The 16,456-nt window shown below is 41.3% G+C and carries 14 protein-coding genes; 7 read left to right on the top strand and 7 right to left on the bottom strand.

Translation table 11 applies throughout. The features are described from left to right. Together PSPO_RS19845 and yiaY are read right to left on the bottom strand one after the other, a co-directional pair. Positions 1-234: a phage tail tube assembly chaperone gene (locus PSPO_RS19845; RefSeq protein ID WP_010558784.1), complete on the bottom strand. Its 234-nt coding sequence runs from the start codon at positions 232-234 to the stop codon at positions 1-3. 239 nt (positions 235-473) lie between these two features. Beyond that, complete coding sequence (gene yiaY, locus PSPO_RS19840) at positions 474-1,622, bottom strand: L-threonine dehydrogenase (protein WP_010558785.1); 1,149 nt, start codon at positions 1,620-1,622, stop codon at positions 474-476. A gap of 334 nt (positions 1,623-1,956) precedes the next feature. Here yiaY and PSPO_RS19835 point away from each other — a divergent pair, with 334 nt between their 5' ends. Beyond that, positions 1,957-2,919 (top strand): alpha/beta fold hydrolase, encoded by a 963-nt coding sequence (locus tag PSPO_RS19835; protein WP_010558786.1) that lies wholly within the window; start codon positions 1,957-1,959, stop codon positions 2,917-2,919. A 198-nt stretch (positions 2,920-3,117) separates the two neighbouring features. Beyond that, on the top strand, positions 3,118-4,029 hold the full coding sequence (locus PSPO_RS19830; protein ID WP_010558787.1) for a hypothetical protein: 912 nt from the start codon (positions 3,118-3,120) through the stop codon (positions 4,027-4,029). Between the two features lie 216 nt (positions 4,030-4,245). Here PSPO_RS19830 and PSPO_RS19825 read toward each other — a convergent pair whose 3' ends face one another. Then, positions 4,246-6,327, bottom strand: coding sequence for a TonB-dependent siderophore receptor (locus tag PSPO_RS19825; RefSeq protein WP_010558788.1), 2,082 nt, complete (start codon positions 6,325-6,327; stop codon positions 4,246-4,248). 384 nt (positions 6,328-6,711) lie between these two features. Here PSPO_RS19825 and PSPO_RS19820 point away from each other — a divergent pair, with 384 nt between their 5' ends. The 4 genes from PSPO_RS19820 to PSPO_RS19805 all read left to right on the top strand — a co-directional run bounded on the left by PSPO_RS19820 (position 6,712) and on the right by PSPO_RS19805 (position 9,085). Further along, the gene (locus PSPO_RS19820; RefSeq protein WP_010558789.1) at positions 6,712-7,515 is read left to right on the top strand and encodes a DUF2071 domain-containing protein; all 804 of its coding nucleotides are present in this window, start codon (positions 6,712-6,714) and stop codon (positions 7,513-7,515) included. Positions 7,516-7,573: 58 nt separating this feature from the next. Continuing rightward, on the top strand, positions 7,574-7,810 hold the full coding sequence (locus PSPO_RS19815; RefSeq protein ID WP_010558790.1) for a helix-hairpin-helix domain-containing protein: 237 nt from the start codon (positions 7,574-7,576) through the stop codon (positions 7,808-7,810). A 25-nt stretch (positions 7,811-7,835) separates the two neighbouring features. Continuing rightward, positions 7,836-8,333 (top strand): P-loop nucleotide/nucleoside kinase family protein, encoded by a 498-nt coding sequence (locus PSPO_RS19810; RefSeq protein ID WP_010558791.1) that lies wholly within the window; start codon positions 7,836-7,838, stop codon positions 8,331-8,333. 119 nt (positions 8,334-8,452) lie between these two features. Next, positions 8,453-9,085: a LysE family translocator gene (locus tag PSPO_RS19805; RefSeq protein WP_010558792.1), complete on the top strand. Its 633-nt coding sequence runs from the start codon at positions 8,453-8,455 to the stop codon at positions 9,083-9,085. 62 nt (positions 9,086-9,147) lie between these two features. Here the strand turns inward: PSPO_RS19805 and PSPO_RS19800 are convergent, their stop codons facing one another. Genes PSPO_RS19800 through PSPO_RS19790 form a run of 3 tightly spaced genes read right to left on the bottom strand, consistent with a single transcriptional unit; the run spans position 9,148 to position 11,270 of the window. After that, positions 9,148-10,386, bottom strand: a complete 1,239-nt coding sequence (locus PSPO_RS19800; protein WP_010558793.1) for a serine hydrolase domain-containing protein — start codon at positions 10,384-10,386, stop codon at positions 9,148-9,150. Positions 10,387-10,422: 36 nt separating this feature from the next. After that, complete coding sequence (locus PSPO_RS19795) at positions 10,423-11,025, bottom strand: hypothetical protein (protein ID WP_010558794.1); 603 nt, start codon at positions 11,023-11,025, stop codon at positions 10,423-10,425. Positions 11,026-11,039: 14 nt separating this feature from the next. Further along, positions 11,040-11,270, bottom strand: coding sequence for a helix-turn-helix domain-containing protein (locus PSPO_RS19790; protein WP_010558795.1), 231 nt, complete (start codon positions 11,268-11,270; stop codon positions 11,040-11,042). Between the two features lie 429 nt (positions 11,271-11,699). Between PSPO_RS19790 and PSPO_RS19785 the strand changes: the two genes are divergently transcribed. Continuing rightward, complete coding sequence (locus PSPO_RS19785) at positions 11,700-13,952, top strand: carboxypeptidase-like regulatory domain-containing protein (protein ID WP_010558796.1); 2,253 nt, start codon at positions 11,700-11,702, stop codon at positions 13,950-13,952. Positions 13,953-14,000: 48 nt separating this feature from the next. Here the strand turns inward: PSPO_RS19785 and PSPO_RS19780 are convergent, their stop codons facing one another. Then, positions 14,001-16,427, bottom strand: a complete 2,427-nt coding sequence (locus PSPO_RS19780) for a TonB-dependent receptor (protein WP_010558797.1) — start codon at positions 16,425-16,427, stop codon at positions 14,001-14,003. Positions 16,428-16,456 lie beyond the last annotated feature (29 nt).

Below are 16,456 nucleotides of genomic sequence, written 5' to 3'. Positions count from 1 at the left end.
TTAATCTGCTTTAATAAAGCTTTTGATTGCTTGTAATGAATCAAACCCTTTGTAACCAAGAGATTTTAATTCATCGTTTACGCAAAATAGCACGGCGCTGTCTTTATTCTCTTCTTCTTCAGCCATATCTAGGCAGAATTCATAAGAATCTTTCACTGTTTCTACGCTCGCTTGTTCTTCGCTTGCCCAAACTACAGTGCTTGCTAATGCCAATACCATTAAAAAAATCTTCATATTTACCCTTTTTCAATTAACTGGATTGATATTTTAACACCGACAAATTAGGGCTATTTTTGTTTTAAGTAAAACGATAAATAATTGTCGTAAAGGTAAAATTTATTTTGCATTTATGTAGAACGTACAGAGCAACACGCGCTAGTTGAGATAGCCAAGCAACATTGTTATTAAGGCAAGAAAAAAGGTTAGCTGCGAATACTAACCTTTCTATTTTTTAAGGAGTTATCGCGTTATCACTACATTGCAGCGCGGAATATCTCTGCAATTTCTTCAGATGTAGCTTGTATTGGGTTAGTAAATCCGCAGGCATCTTTTAGCGCATTTTCAGTAAGTGTAGGAATATCGTCAGCTTTTGCGCCTAATTGCTCAATACCTGATGGAATACCAACATCACTGGCTAAGCTAACAATTGCGTCAATTGCTGCATCTGCACCTTGTTGTTCGCTTAAATTGCTCACATTAACGCCCATTGCTTTTGCAACATCGCGTAAGCGACCTGGAACCGCTTTAGCGTTAAAACGTTGTACGTGTGGTAATAAGATTGCGTTGCATACACCGTGAGGCAGATCGTAAAAACCGCCTAGTTGGTGCGCCATCGCGTGTACATAACCAAGCGATGCATTGTTAAACGCCATGCCTGCCATAAATTGCGCATAGGCCATTTGTTCACGTGCTTCAATGTTCTCGCCATTATTCACCGCTTCGCGCAAATGTGTTTGAATTAGTTCAATCGCTTTAATTGCGACAGCATCAGTGATTGGTGTTGCTGCAATTGATACATACGCTTCAATTGCATGGGTAAGCGCATCCATACCGGTTGCGGCAGTAAGCGATGCAGGTTTTGCCAGCATTAGCTCAGGATCGTTAACCGATACTAACGGCGTGGTGTGTTTATCAACAATGGCCATTTTAATGTGGCGCTCTTCATCGGTAATAATACAAAAACGCGTCATTTCTGAAGCTGTACCGGCTGTTGTATTAATTGCGATAAGCGGTAGCATTGGTTTTGCTGATTGGTCGACCCCTTCATAGTCGCCAATTTTGCCGCCATTTGCAGCAACAAGCGCAATACCTTTTGCGCAATCATGTGGCGAACCACCACCAAGTGAAATTACAAAGTCGCAATCATTGTCTTTTAAAATACTTAGGCCATCGTTTACATTGCTAACGGTAGGGTTTGGCTGGGTACCGTCAAATACCGCCGTTGCGACATCGCGCTCGTTAAGCAGCGATTGAACTTTTTTTACAACACCAATTTGGTTCAGAATTTTATCGGTTACTATCAGCCCTTTTTTAAATCCTTTTGCTTGAATATTATCAGCGGCATCTTTTAAACAACCTGCACCCATTAAGTTAACGGTAGGAATATAAAATGCAGTAGTCATAATGATTTGTCCTTTATTTAGTGAGAGTTACTTTATTGCTACGGTGATTGTCACATGCGAAACCTTTCGCCTTTTTGATTTAAAACAAATACCGCGCTTAGAACACTTAGACTTTAATCTAATGCGCTTGTCTCGGTGTTTATTTGGGACATTTAGAGTGGCTGAAAAAATAAAAAGTGCTAGAAAAAATAATCAAACCTTCATACGTTGTGACACGTTTTATTACATTTAACGATTCCATCTCGTTTACGTTTTGTTTTATCGTATTTGGCTTGTTTATTGAAATTGGGTGGCGTTTAAATAGTACACAATAATAAAAAGGGAAAACATAATAATGACAGACCATATTCAGCAAGGAACGTCACGACGCCAGTTTATAAAAAGCGCTGCGTTTGGCACGCTTGGCGCATCTTTTGCGTTAACCTCAAAAGTAAATGCAAAAGAAAGTAGCGGCCTAGTATCGAACAGTTTTGACGAAGCGCCTTTTTTACCTGTACCTAAGCATGCACCCGCGAAAGAAGGTGTATTTCAGGTGTCAAATGAACAAGGAATTTACTATTGGGATACCGGTGGCAACGGACCCGTAGTTGTTTTGGTGCATCCAGGGCGGGGCAGTGCTTATTCATGGCCGTATCAACAAGATGCATTTGCGCAAGCTGGGTTTAGAACCATCGCATATTCAAGGCGTGGCCATCAAGGCTCGCCAATTAAATCGGCCGAGCAGCCTAGTACCGATGCCGATGATTTACTTGCGCTGATTAACCATTTAAACATTGGTAAATTTCATATTGTTGGCTTAGCAGCTGGTGGTTTTACCGTTACTGATTTTGCCGTTTCATTTGCAGACAGGTTGTTAAGTATCACCATAGCATGCAGTTTGTTTGGTATGTGGGATAAGGATCTTGATACCCGTTCAGATTTTATCTTGTCGAAAGGGTTTGCCGATTTGCCGCCTGAATTTAAAGAGCTGGGTCCCTCGTATCGCTTTGCTCATCCTGAGGGCGTAAAAGCGTGGATAGCGATGGAAAAACAGGCGAAAGAGCCCGGTCTTAGAAATCGTCAGAAAGATAAGAATACCGTCACATGGCAAAAGTTACGGGATCTTAATTTACCTATATTCTTTCTAACAGGCGGTGCAGATCTGTATCAACCGCCTGCTCTGATGCGCGCTGCAGCAAGGCAATTACCGGGTTGTGAAACCTTAGTGGTGGCAGAAGCTGGACATGCATTGCAATGGGAACAGCCAGATGTCTTCAATCACGCTGTCATTTCGTTTCTAAACAAAGTAACTGTGTAACAGACAATTAATGACGAATTAAAGCGTATTGACCTTTGTGGTTTAAATTTTGTTCAAGTCAAAAAGTAACAACAAAGAACAAAACGCTTTGAGGTCAGCAGACGCAAATGATAGATGCAAATTTAACGGTTAAGGCTTTATTTTTCCGATTGATTTTTATACTATCAAAGCGCACATGCAAGTTATCAAGGAGTGATAATGAAAATTAAGCTACTAATTGTTACCCTACTTATTATGTTTGTTACTAAGGTGCATTCGTCACAGACGACCCTTGTGCAAAAGTCAGCTGAGTTTGCTAAAGCAAGCGAAGGTTTTCAGTTACATTTACGCGAAAAATTTTTCAAATCTGAGTCTATTCCGTTTCAATCTAACCAAATACACCTAGAATTTGGCAGCCAAGCCCCCTTTAAAGATTATGTGCTTGAAATAAAAAAAGGTAATAAAACTTGGTCCAGTGATCTGGTTTTATTTAACCAACAAGACAATGTGATTGATTTTAATGCGTTGTTATTTGGCTTACTCATTGATCATAGAGATATTCTTCATTTAACTGGGCAAGCCGGTTATGATTTTTACTTAGATTTGGAAAATAACCTAGGGGAAGATTTTAAACAATTTCACAACCAATACCAAAAAAGCCTAGAAAGCTATTTGAATTTTGTTGCTTACTCACGTGATTTTACGGTGTATCAAAATCGCATTATGCCGCCGTCGGATAAGTTAAAAGCGTTAGCAACAAAGGTTAAAGTTGTACCGCCTGTTGAGCATCAGCAGTTAATTAGCCAATTTATTGATGCGATTAATAACCAAAATACTGCATTTTTAATGGCGCAACACAATCCCAATGCAAGCCAACGAGAAATAGACATTTATTCGCGAGGCTTAAATGTGCTTTATGAATATTTTGATAAGATAGGTAATCCGAGCGATTTCAAAATAGTGCAATCGAGCGATCTTAAAACCTATTCAGGCCCCAAAAAAACCTTTTATGTAATCGAGCTACTCAACCATCAAGGCAGGCACAAAGTCGAGATGGAGTTTTTCTTTGCTGATATGTACGGTGAGCGATACATTGGCGAATATGACATCACCGGAGTGCATTTTAGCTAACAGCTGCAATAATACCAATTCACTTAAATAGCTGATCATCCTAGCGGGCTAAATATCATGCTAACTGCGTTAGAATTTATCAATGTAGAACAACTACATAAGAAAAATTCCGCATTGTTACCATTTCATTTATCCAGCGCTATCTGTGATCACATACTTAACAGAATTGGTATAAAATAAGCAAAATGGCCACACTATTTTGCTTATTTTTGGTTACTAAAACGCTGTTTCTAGCTCAAATTTGATTGTTCTAGGGTGACCTTGTGCCAGTAGTCTAGACCCCGTTGCCGCCCAATAAGCTTTGTCTGCAATATTTTGAACGTAAAGACTAATCGCAACATCATGATTGCGAAGATTCAATTGGTAGTTTATCCCAGCATCAAATAGTGTGTATGCGTTGGCACTTGCTGAATTAAGCGCATCAACATAGCGGCTACCCGTGTAATAGGCACCTAATGATAGACTTAAACCCTGCACACTATTTAATTGATATGTGGTAAATATTGATGCTGTTGTCTTTGGTGTGTTTTCAATTGCGTTGCCGTTTAGTTGCGCGCTGGAAGACTTTTGCTGCTCTGCATCAATATAACTTGCGGTGGAGTAAACTGACCAGCCCTCAGTTATGCCGCCTGAGGCACTTAATTCAACGCCAGCATAGTTTGCGCGGCCATCTTGCACAAAAAACTCAGTTTCGGGGTGAATAAATGCAGATGCGCGGTCAATATCAAAATAAGCGAGCGTTAGCAGTAGTTGGTCTGATGTTTCAAATTTGACACCGTATTCCCATTGTTCACTTAATGCTGCGGGCAATACTTCCCCTGCATTTTTCGCAATTCCTTGGGCGATACCGCCTTCTTCAAGCCCCTCAATGTAACTTGTATAAAACGCAAAGTTTGGCTGAGGTTTGTATATCACACTGCCTGAAAGTGTGTCTTCGGTGTCATCGTAATGAGCAAAGTCGCTGGTATTTTTATAATCGGCATAGCGATAACCTAAGGTGGTTTGCCATTGCTCATTAAAGTGCGTTTTCAGATTTAAAAAGTAACCGATATCGGTTTTTTCAATGGTGTTCTTGATACTTCTGGGCGGTGTTGGCAGCTTTGCTATATTGATAGGATGATACAAATTTTGCGCCCACTTACCTTGGCGCACACGATCAGCAATAATCGACTCATTTTCACGACGGCTTGCACCCATAACCCATTGATTATAAGTGCCCAATAACGTAAAGCTGCTGGTAAGTTTTACATCGGCGATGTTGTTTTCGTACTCAGTATTAGGAAATGTAGATAAACTGACTAACCCATCACTACCTGTTTCAATATCATAACCAAAAAAAGCAGAATAACGACGCGTTGTGTCTGCATAAGCACGCCCAAGTGACATATTAATGTGTAAATTCGGTGTGATTGCGTAGCTTAATTTTCCGAGTAGGTTATGCGCCGTTGTTTCTGCTTTAAACCATTCAGCACCGTGATTGATATCTGTATCGAGTAAAGGAGGGAGCGAGAGAGAACCATCTTGATTTGCAAGTAAATAATATTGGGTCGGCTCGGTAATGTCGCGGGCAATATACTCACCATCAAATTCAAAACGTAGTTTGTCATTAATATCAAAATGATAACCAACTGATGCGAATTGGTGCTCGCCTGATGTTCTTTCAATGCCGATTTCTTCGTCTGCCGCAACTAAGTTTACGCGCACACCGGCATCGTCAAACATCTTACTAATATCGAGTGATGCGCCATAGGTACCGTGTTGATTTGCAAACAACGACCCTGCAATTTGGTCTTGATATGCACGTTCAGTTACTAAATTTACAATTCCGGCGGGAGAGCCGAAACCGTAATACAAGCCAGCCGCTCCTTTAAGTACTTCAACGCGGTATTTGTTCTCCATTGGCGTTTGCACGTAGTTGGCAATGGGTAATATGCCATTAAGACGATAATTGGTGGTGGGATCAAGGCGAATACCACGGATGTTAAGGTTACTGTATATGGTGGTGTTGATTTGCGCGGCGCTGACGCCTGCAGTGTTTCTAATGGTGTCTGCTAAAGAGCTGGCGAGTTGTGCGTCCAATAACTCTTTTGTGATTATGTTCGTTGTTAATGCGGTATCAAGTACATTAGCGTTAAAAAAGGTGCCTGCTTGCACGTACTTAGCACTATAACTGTTAGGGCGATCTGCTGTAATTTCAATAACTTCTATTGTTCTCTTGTCATCGGATTCAGACGCATTGAGCGTGTTGAGCAGAGCACTTAATGCAAAGACTGGAAACAATAATAAATCCCATTTCATAATAGTTATCATTTAGATTTAAAGTGACGGCATGGTATCGTGTGGCGATAAAAGGTGCAAGTGTGTTTTGATATAGTGTTGCATAAATGCCAAAAGGCTTAAGCAAAACCCAATCTGAAATTAGTTTTTAGGGTCTGTTGACCTTTCAAGTTCGTTTTTGCAGCAGTTAGATTGCTAGGCCACACATCGAGCGCCGCGATAAAAGCACGCTCAAAGAGAACAAAAATAGAACAGCAAAGGTGGGCAGACCCTAGGTATTCGCGATTATAAACTTGAACCGTAAATATAGGCCTTTTATGTCAAACTCTTAGCCGCTTCTACATTGCAGTGACACAGGTGTAATTAACGTGTTATAAATCGAGGTAAGAATTTCAAGGAGGTAGCGTGCAAAGTTCACGTAAATTTAAGGATTATCTGACCGCTCGACCTAAACCCACAGGCATTGATGTGTTATGCGGCTTAAAGCATTTTGCCATCATAACGTATGCGGTGCCGGCAGAGCGATTTGCAGGCTTGTTTCCAAAGCGCTTTTTACTCGACACCATTGAATTAAAAGGCGAGCAGATGGCACTCATCTCAGTAGTGCCTTTTATTGATGTTGACTTTACCTCAGCAGTGTTTCCGTTTCCCAAATTCACTATGGGACAAACTAATTACCGTATCTATATTATCGATAGTAAAACGGGCGAGCGTTGTGTGTGGTTTTTAGGCACTATGCTTGATTCATGGACCTTAGCGGTACCGCGTTATCTGTGGAATTTGCCATGGCATGCGGGCAATATTCGGTTTGATTGTATTTTTGATGAGTCGACAGGTTTGTACCAGCAATATCGTATGGAAACACGTTCCCAATGGGCTGCGGCATCGGTTGAGTTAAGCCAATCTGATAGCGATAGTTTAAATTTCCCCGGCTTTCCCGATACAGAATCAGCGCTGGTTTATTTAACTCATCCGCTCGCGGGTTTTTATTATCGTCGTGATAAAAAGCTTGGCACGTATCGGGTATGGCATGACGAATTGCGTGTAAAACCCGGTCAGCTTAAATCTGCAAACTTTAAGCTGTTATCGGATTTAAACTTGGTAAATATCCAAGAGCAACAGTCGCCGTACAGTGTTTTAATCGAACCTATCAACGAATTTACGATTTATCTGCCGCCAACGGTGATAAACGAACTGAACTCGGGTTAATAACCTTCTAGAGCTGATATTTTTTTATAATTTTTTTTGATGTTTACAAGGAGTTGTAATGGCATTTTCAAGCCAAGAAAAGGCAGCGTTGCTTGCCGTTAAAGGGGTTGGGCCAACCGTAATAAAGCGCTTTGAAGAAATAGGCATTCACTCATTTGCTGAATTAACCCAATACAGTGTTGATGATATTGCTCAAATGGTCGCCTCAATGTTAAGAACGAGCTGTTGGAAGAATAGCCCGCAGGCTAAAATGGCCATTGCAGCAGCAATTGAACGCGCAAAGTTAACGCTTTAATCGTACGCTTTTTACAGGACGTTTTATGAATAATCTTGGTAATTTAACCTTTTTTTGCGGCAAGATGGGAGCGGGCAAGTCAACTCAAGCAAAGCTTATAGCGAAGCAAACGCACGGAGTGTTGATTTCTGAAGATGAATGGTTAAGTGCGCACTTCCCTGAGCAAATTAAGTCGTTTGATGACTATATTCATTATGCAAATCTGATAAAACCGTTTGTGAAAACGCATGTGCAGCGTATTTTAGCAACGGGTAGTCATGTGGTAATGGATTTTCCTGCAAATACCGTAAAGCAACGCGCTTGGTTACGTTCATTGAGTGATGAAATTAATGGCCAACATAAAGTTATCTATCTAGATGTGAGTAATGCAACGTGCCTTGCACAAATCGCCAAGCGCCGTATCTCAGAACCTGAGCGGTCGCACTTTGATACAGAAGCAATGTTTCATCATGTGACACAATATTTTGAGCCCCCGAAAGAGAATGAAGGACTTAACATAGTCCTAAATAAAAATGCGCAATAACATACTAAATTTAAAAGATAGTTTTACGTTAAGCTTGAAGAAAAAGAGTGTTAATTTAAGCCCTCGAGCATAGATTAACCTGACATAACACCGCTTAAGAAACACGAATAGGAAAATATATGGATTTAAACGCATTACTTATATTCGTTATTGCTTGCCTGGCAATAAATTTAATTCCCGGACCCGATGTGATTTACATCGTATCAAACACAATGAAAGGTAAAATGACAACGGGATTAAAAGCGTCAATGGGACTGGGCGTTGGTTATTTTGCACATACCTTAGCCGCATGCCTTGGTTTGTCGGCGATAATTTTAAGCTCTGCACTGGCATTTACCCTAGTTAAGGTGTTAGGAGCAGCGTATTTATGTTATCTCGGTATTAAGTCAGTTTACGCGATGTGGCGTGGTGAAAGTCAGGTCGTGCTAAACGATAAATCACGCGCTTCAGACAATGTATTTTTGCAAGGAATAATTGTAAGTGTTTTAAATCCTAAAGTAGCGCTATTTTTTCTCTCGTTCTTACCGCAATTTATCGACACATCGTCTGCTGATGTTGCGCTTCAGCTGCTGTTATTAGGGTGTGTTTTCAGTCTATTAGCAACGGCATGTAATTTACTTTACGCGGTATTGGGCAGTTGGCTGTTTAAAAGAGCAAATTCAGCGCGTTTTACCCGTGTTTTAGATGGTATTTCCGGCGTGCTACTGGTGGGCTTAGCCAGTAAAGTGCTGGTCAGTGACGCTACCAAGTAATCGTTTTAATACGTTTTACGTGCCAGCCATGCTCTATGCTGTCACGTATTCTACTCGTCACTTTAGGTTGAGATAACCCATTTTCGGTAAACGAGAGCAAGAGCGAGCAAAATTACGACTACGCCTAAACCTATGGGTAAAAAGGCACTGCGAATCGCGCGTTCGAAGGTTAAAAAGTCGGGTATACCTGCTTGCCAAAAGGTCCATTCAGATGCGATAGCGGTTGCAAGGTTTTCTCCGCCAGAGGTTAACACAATGATTGCATCGTGATTAGTTGGATTGAGGCGAAGTGCGCTGTTAATTGCAGGCTCATTTGCGCCATCATGACCGAGAATAAATTTACCATCCGGTAGCGGGGCATATAGCATTGCACCCATGCCCCAAATTGGCGCTCCTAGTTTATGACCGAGAGGTTTACTTAATGTGTTGATGGCATTTTTAGTGTGTTTATCCGTTTGCTGTAAGGCCAATACAAACTGAGTAAGATCATTAGTGCTAGCCAGTAACCCTGTTGCGGCAGGGCTTACATATTGATAAAAAGGCGCTTTGTTGCCAGCCGAATCATAAGGGTGGGCCACATTACTGTGCGTTTCGATAAATGCATAGTTGGCGCGATACATCGATAGCGGGCTGAAAACGGTTTTTGCCATAAAATCTTCAAATGACATCTTAGTCACATTCTCGATGATATGTTCTGTAATTAGGTAACCGCCGCCCGAATATTGCCACTGAGTTGCTGGTTCGAATCCGATTTCAAGTTTAACGTCACCGCGTGCGCCTTTTGGGTGGTTTAATGACTCAATTAAACTAGGCATTGGCTGGCTTTTACTAATGTCGGCAAAGCCTAAGCCATCGGTTAACCCCGAGGTATGGGACAGTAAACTGCGCAAGGTGATTTTATTATGATTGAAACTGGATGCGGGTAATTGCCATGCTGCTGTTAGGTAATTAGAAATAGGTGCATCTAAATCAATGTCGCCTTGTTGTGCCAATTGATACACACCATATGCGGTAAATAACTTGCTCATTGACGCCACAGGGAAGAGGGTATCGCCATTTACCGAATTTATTGATGGTGTGAATTGCTTTGACACAACCCGCCCATCTTCAATGATAACCATGGCAAAATTTCCTTTTGCCTCGTTTAAAAAGCGCTGTTGAACCCTGGCAATAAATGCGGCCGAATCACCTTGTTTGGCAAGCGGTGTTAACCACCAACCATTTAATGCGCCATAAAGGCAAACGCAACTCCAACTCAAAGTGAGTACAATAAAGCTTATAAGTACTTTAACTAAACGCATAACATATCCTTGTTTTGTTTCATTACCTTGTACGGCTTAAATTACTTCCAGTTCTTCTTTGTCTTTAACAAAGTAAATAGACAGTACCAGTAGTGCAGCAGGGAATAGGAATACGTTGGTGAAAGACAAAACAAGGGTCATTTGTAGAATGCTCATTAATAACATTAACACCGAGAACACTTTCAACAGTGGCGGCAAATGTTTGTTAATTAAACATACAATTGAAAATACAGCCGCGAATAATGTGTACAGCCCCAAAGAACCAAACGCTACAACCATCGCTACGATGCCTGTACTTTCTGAAAGCGTATCTTGGTTGGTTAAGGCTAAATAAATATCAAATAGCACAGTTGAGTGAAATATGGCGACGACTGCGGCCATAGCACACAGCAAAATACGAGCGGAGCGGGCATTAAAGTGAGATTTCAGGTGATTGCTTAAGCTCAAATAAACACACACTTCTAATGCGCCAATCAATACAAACAGTAAATCACGCCAATTGAATGTGAGTAGATCTTGTTTAAGAGCGGCCTCAAAGCCATCAAAGGTTTGGCCCAAAAACGTGATCCAGTAAAATGGAAATAACACTGCTAGCAAAGCAGCCGCCCCAGCGGATATAAAATTATCGCGAGAAGTCATAATACGTCCTTTTGTTATGTATCCAGATCAGTGTCTGAATGAACGTGTTCATATTGCAAAATATCGCCCGGCTGACAATTAAGCACCGAACAAATTGCCTCTAAAGTTGAGAACCGAATGGCTTTCACTTTGCCATTTTTAAGCAGCGATAAATTGGTCATTGAAATGCCGATATCTTGCGATAATTGTTTCAATGACATTTTATTTTTTGCCAGTTCTATATCTAGGTTGATTCGTATACTCATGCTTATAAATTAATCATGTAATTTATGTTTGTCAAATAAAGTTTTATGGTAAACGTAAAATTTTTAATGTTTAACGTTTGTTTGAGAGTAATATGAAAAGCACATTTTTTGCTTTGATTTGAGTTTTAAAAATGTGAAACTATTGCGATAATTTGATCAATTAACAAACAGTTGTTAGGCTGGATGAAGCATTGAGCAGTAGGGATGCATTTGTTTTTAAGTGGTACTTAATAAACTAAATAACCTCAGTTTTGGATGAGAGCGTTTTTATTGCTTTTGCGTTAATTACTCACTAACTTGTTTAAGTTGGTGTCACCTTTCTCGCAACAGTAAGTGATTTAAAAGCGCGTGTTCAGTTGCGACAAATCTCAACTGCCTACCAACGTCTAATCTAACTCTGAGGACAACAACTCAGATTTAGGAAAAGCAATGATTAAACAGTTAGTTATGGCGGCGTTACTGAGCGCCGCCGCAATCTCACCAGCGAGTTGGGCGGGCTCACAGTCGGTTGAAATCGACAGTGTGTCGGTTAACAACAAGCAAACTTGGCTCAAGGTTAAAGGTGAACTAAAAGGCTTTGGTAAAAATACGTCGTTAACCTTACGAGATGCCGACAACCTAGAGGTTGTTTTTCATTCAGAAACCGTGAAAAACAAACGCTTTAATGCGAAAGTGCAAATTGAAGATCTGATTTACGTACCGTGTAAAATTGCTGCTGTTGCAAATAACAATACCACTTTAATTGATAGCGCAGATGTGACCGATGTTTGTAGTTGCGGCGGTTACAGTGCGACATTATCGGGTTTAGTGACTGATGAACCCATTCCATATGCCAGCGTTAGTGTTACCGTAAATGGTAATAGCTTTACGACTACAGCCGATGAAAACGGCGTGTATTCGCTGACGATTTTAACCACTACACTCGAAACACTTGTGAAAATAGAATCGTCGGCCTTTGATGCGCAAACTGGCGATGAAATTAACTTCGTTAATTTGTTAGGGTCGTTTGAAAAAGTACTAGAAGATGACTCTCATAATGTTACGAACGTAACAACTGCGAGTTACGTATTAACTCTTGCGGCAAATGGCTTTCAAGAACCGACTAATATTACTGAATTACAGCAAGCTGAAACCGCAGTCGATGCATCACAGTTAATTGAATTAGCCGCGGTAATTAAATTGATTGTTGATGATGCGAATTATCAATTGCCCGATGGTTACACCAGTATAATTGAATTTGTTTCATCGCAAAGTGCGGTTGAGAGTTTTATTGAGAACACACCCGAGGTTGACCTAATCGCAGCGCAAAACGCGATTTTAGCCGACAGTGACTTAGTGGCAGGATTCGATGAAAGTGATATTCCAAGTTTTTATTACGCCATTGATACCGCCGAACCTGGATATTTATCACGCAGTGGCTCAGCACTTAAATTTAACGCGACAGGTACTGGAAGCAAGCTCAGTTTTACCTCATGGAATGGGCAAGCAATTAACGCGGGCTATTCGTGGCATGTTGCCAATGGCCGAATCGAAACAACCTATACCACCCCTATCGAGCAAGAATTACTAACTTACAATATTGAATCGCTTACTGACGATCAGGCTGAAATTGATGCATTTTATGCGGGCGGTGGCGTAGATGACCAAATTGTGTTCTATCAATCAACGCTGTCGCAAAATTACACTCGTGTTGTTGATGGTGCGTTAGTTGATGTAATTAATGTTGAAACGCGCGTTGAAAAGCGAACGCCACCGATTCAATTAACGAATGGCGATACCTTAACGCTGCAAAATAATAAAATTGAAATTAGCAGTGGTCAGCAAACTTTCCGTTCTGCGCTTGATATTGAGCCGATTGCGTTTCAAGCAGACTGTAGCAATGGCGTTGCATGTGTGCTTGGTCAGTGGGGCGGGCAATATAATTACTCGGAAGGTAAACGCGCTTATGATGATTATATTTATCCTACCACCTCGTATGCTGATGTAATTATGTTTGATTCAAATGGCGTAGCAAACGGCAAAATATCTAATATTAGCGCAAACTGGCAGGTAAATAATGCAGGTCAGTTAGTGATCCAATATCCAAATGGCGCTGTGCAAACGAGCGAAATCATTGATCAACTTGGATTAGAATACGGTGTATTTTCTCAGTTTAGTACGCCAGAAGGGGAGTTTGCTACCTATGATATTTGGGTAAAAGGGCAAACTAGCTTTGTACTCGATAGTGCTTATTTGCAGCCAACAAGTAGCGATCATTACTGGAATGGTGAAATTAATTCGTGGATCCCGGGTTCGTTTGATAGTAATGGTTTGCTTATTCCTGAACGCTTATGGGGCTGGTTGTTTACCAGTCACACAGTGCAAAATATCGATGGTGTTGCATGGCAGGGACCAGACCAAAACGGATTAAGCAGCATCAATTTTGTGCTAAGTGATGCGGTGAGTTATCAGGTGGGGGCACAGAATATTGAAATTAACCGTCTACCTTTTGCCAAACGTTATTGGTACCCCATCGCAAGTACCCTTATTAACGGCGATAGAGTGTTTTACATTGTTGAACGTGAAGAGCGTGATGCGCAATTGTGGTTTGGCGGGCAGCCGGGTTACAACACTTTTATCCCATCGCGCATTAATATTGAGCGAGAAGTAGACAGAGCAAATTACACCAATGTAGCGCGCTAAAACGTTAAGGGCGTATGCCCTTAACGCTTAATAAATTGACGTGTTAATTTACCAGTTATAGCGATAAGTGAGTTTCACCATCGCACCTTTCGCAGGAATATGGCTGGTATTAGCGTTAGAGCGTAATAATTGACTATAAAGCGGGTAATACTCGCGGTTAGTGGCGTTTTCTATACCAATATTTACAACGCTTTGGTCTAGTTCAATGCTGGCGAATAAGTCGAGTGTGGTATACGAATCTGTTTGGTGGCGGCCAAAACCGGTGTTGCCATTTAAACGATAATCGTGACCGTCTACATAGTTTAGTTGCGCTTGCAGATTGATGTTATCGAACTGATATTGGGTTGCGAATGTTGCTTTTAACGGTGCGATTCTAAAACCATTCATTTCGCGCCACTTGTCGGCGCCTTCAGGTTTTTCATCACCGTTTATTTTACTCACTAACGCCATCATGCTTAGGGCATCCGTTAGGTAATAGTTTACGTCCAGCTCGATACCTGAAATTCGTTCTTTATCGCGGCGCAAATCTAAACCAAAGCCACTACTTTTAACGCGTCCACGGTCTGACGTTGAATTAAAGAGCGCACCATTAACGGTAACGTTATCCGATTGATAGTTTAAACCAATTTCAAAGTTATCTGAGGTTACGGGTTCAAGTTCACTGCTTGCGATGTCAAAATCACTTGATGCGTAGCGAAGTAGCAGACCAATATCAGGTAATTCGTACCCTTGGTCAAATGCGATATAGGTTTTTACATTGTCGGTTAGGCTATAGTTTACGCTAGCGTTTAGCATAGTGCCGTCGTAGCTTTTGCTGCCACCATCAACAGAGTTACCTTGGCCAAGGGTTGTAAAATCATCGAACGAAACACGAATATGTTCAAAACGTGCACCGGCATCTACATCAAGACCCCAATCTGTGTGGTACTTGTATTGCGCAAATGCGGCAATGTTATTGGTATCGGTTTCTGGCATAAAGGTTTTATCTTCGAGTTTGACGAACTCTAAGCCGTTACTGTTATCAAATACTTCTGGGTCGTATGCTGTGATCGGCATTTTAGTTGACTCAAAATTACCATCTAGGCCATAAATAACGGTGTGATTGCTAATTGGCAGGCTAAATGCGCTTCTAAAACCAAGCACTTGCGCATTAAGGTAAACTTGCCCTAAATGATTCCAAGAGGCGAATGGGCGACCGTCAAACGGATAAAAGCGGGTTTCGTAGTCGCGATAATAAAGCTGGCCAGAAAACTGCTGCGACCATAAATCGTTGTCAACATAATGAAGGTTAAACATTAAGTTGTCGGCACTATTTTGTTCAGCTAATACCAGGCCTTTGCGCGGTTTTGCACTTACGCTATGTAATGGCAGCGAGTTAACACTTGGATCTGACGCGAACTCAGTGTCTTGGCTTGAATCAAACCACATTACACTGGCAAACAGCTCTGCATTTTTATCAAACTGATAACCGACCTTGCCGTGAAGGCTAAATTGAGTGCTGTCAAACAGATCACCTTGGCTTGGCTCTGGTGCAATTCTGTCACCATTTGCATCAAAATAGCCACCGGTCGATGCGATATCAAAGTCCACTGCAAACGACAGCTTATCACGTTGATCAGCAATACTTTGACCAAGTTTATAGGTGGCGGCATCGCTTGAAATTTCAGTTAAGCTAGTGCTTAATTCTGCACGTGTTTGGGTGCTTGATTGCTTAGCCGTTTTAGTGGTGATGTACATCACACCGCCGCTTGCGCCTGAACCGTAAATGGCGTTACCACCACGTACAATCTCAATTGAATAGATCAGTGATGGATCAAGATTAAATAGGTCGCGCGACACATTACGGTTAGTGCTCATTGGCACGCCATCAATCAGCACCAGTAAATTGCGCCCACGTAATGTTAAACCAAAATTCGTCATGGTTTGACTGGCAGGCGATACACCGGGCACTAGTTTGCCAATTACCTGAGCTAAGTTTGCATTCGCGGCCATTGCATTGGAAATATCGGCTGCTGAAAAATAGCTGGTTTGACGTGCAACACTGGTCAGCCCTTGTTGCATACGAGAGCCATTTACTTGCACTACTTCAATGTTATCTAATGACGCAGTTGTTGATGGTTTGCTCGTCGTTTGCGAACGTTGATTTTGCGGTGCTTTTGCTTTTAGCACCACACCTTGCGGTGATTTCCACTCAGCGTATAAATTTGATTGGTTGAGCAAATATGTAAGGCCTTGAGCCGCTGTAAATTGGCCTTTAAGCGGTGCATTTTGTTGTTCGTTTAATAGCGCATCGTTTACAAATAATTGAATGCCAGTAACGCGTGTAAATTCAGCTAAACCTTGGCGTAGCGAGGATGCATTAATATCAAATTGAACAAGCTGATTGACACTTTGCGTATTGCCAAGCACAACAGGTGAATAAATCGTAGAAAGAGAGGCTGTTGAAATAGCTAATGCAAGTGGGAGGATTTTCATTTTTAACCTTAATAGAAATAATTCTTACT

The sequence above is a fragment of the Pseudoalteromonas spongiae UST010723-006 genome (genome assembly GCF_000238255.3).
GTDB classification, from domain to species: Bacteria; Pseudomonadota; Gammaproteobacteria; order Enterobacterales; family Alteromonadaceae; genus Pseudoalteromonas; species Pseudoalteromonas spongiae.
This window is presented reverse-complemented; position numbering and strand designations above follow the sequence as displayed.

Bases quoted from the DNA above. Each gene is read 5' to 3' on its own strand.
- PSPO_RS19845 (WP_010558784.1), bottom strand. From the start codon at position 234: ATGAAGATTTTTTTAATGGTATTGGCATTAGCAAGCACTGTAGTTTGG.
- yiaY (WP_010558785.1), bottom strand. From the start codon at position 1,622: ATGACTACTGCATTTTATATTCCTACCGTTAACTTAATGGGTGCAGGT.
- PSPO_RS19835 (WP_010558786.1), top strand. From the start codon at position 1,957: ATGACAGACCATATTCAGCAAGGAACGTCACGACGCCAGTTTATAAAA.
- PSPO_RS19830 (WP_010558787.1), top strand. From the start codon at position 3,118: ATGAAAATTAAGCTACTAATTGTTACCCTACTTATTATGTTTGTTACT.
- PSPO_RS19825 (WP_010558788.1), bottom strand. From the start codon at position 6,327: ATGAAATGGGATTTATTATTGTTTCCAGTCTTTGCATTAAGTGCTCTG.
- PSPO_RS19815 (WP_010558790.1), top strand. From the start codon at position 7,574: ATGGCATTTTCAAGCCAAGAAAAGGCAGCGTTGCTTGCCGTTAAAGGG.
- PSPO_RS19810 (WP_010558791.1), top strand. From the start codon at position 7,836: ATGAATAATCTTGGTAATTTAACCTTTTTTTGCGGCAAGATGGGAGCG.
- PSPO_RS19805 (WP_010558792.1), top strand. From the start codon at position 8,453: ATGGATTTAAACGCATTACTTATATTCGTTATTGCTTGCCTGGCAATA.
- PSPO_RS19800 (WP_010558793.1), bottom strand. From the start codon at position 10,386: ATGCGTTTAGTTAAAGTACTTATAAGCTTTATTGTACTCACTTTGAGT.
- PSPO_RS19795 (WP_010558794.1), bottom strand. From the start codon at position 11,025: ATGACTTCTCGCGATAATTTTATATCCGCTGGGGCGGCTGCTTTGCTA.
- PSPO_RS19790 (WP_010558795.1), bottom strand. From the start codon at position 11,270: ATGAGTATACGAATCAACCTAGATATAGAACTGGCAAAAAATAAAATG.
- PSPO_RS19785 (WP_010558796.1), top strand. From the start codon at position 11,700: ATGATTAAACAGTTAGTTATGGCGGCGTTACTGAGCGCCGCCGCAATC.
- PSPO_RS19780 (WP_010558797.1), bottom strand. From the start codon at position 16,427: ATGAAAATCCTCCCACTTGCATTAGCTATTTCAACAGCCTCTCTTTCT.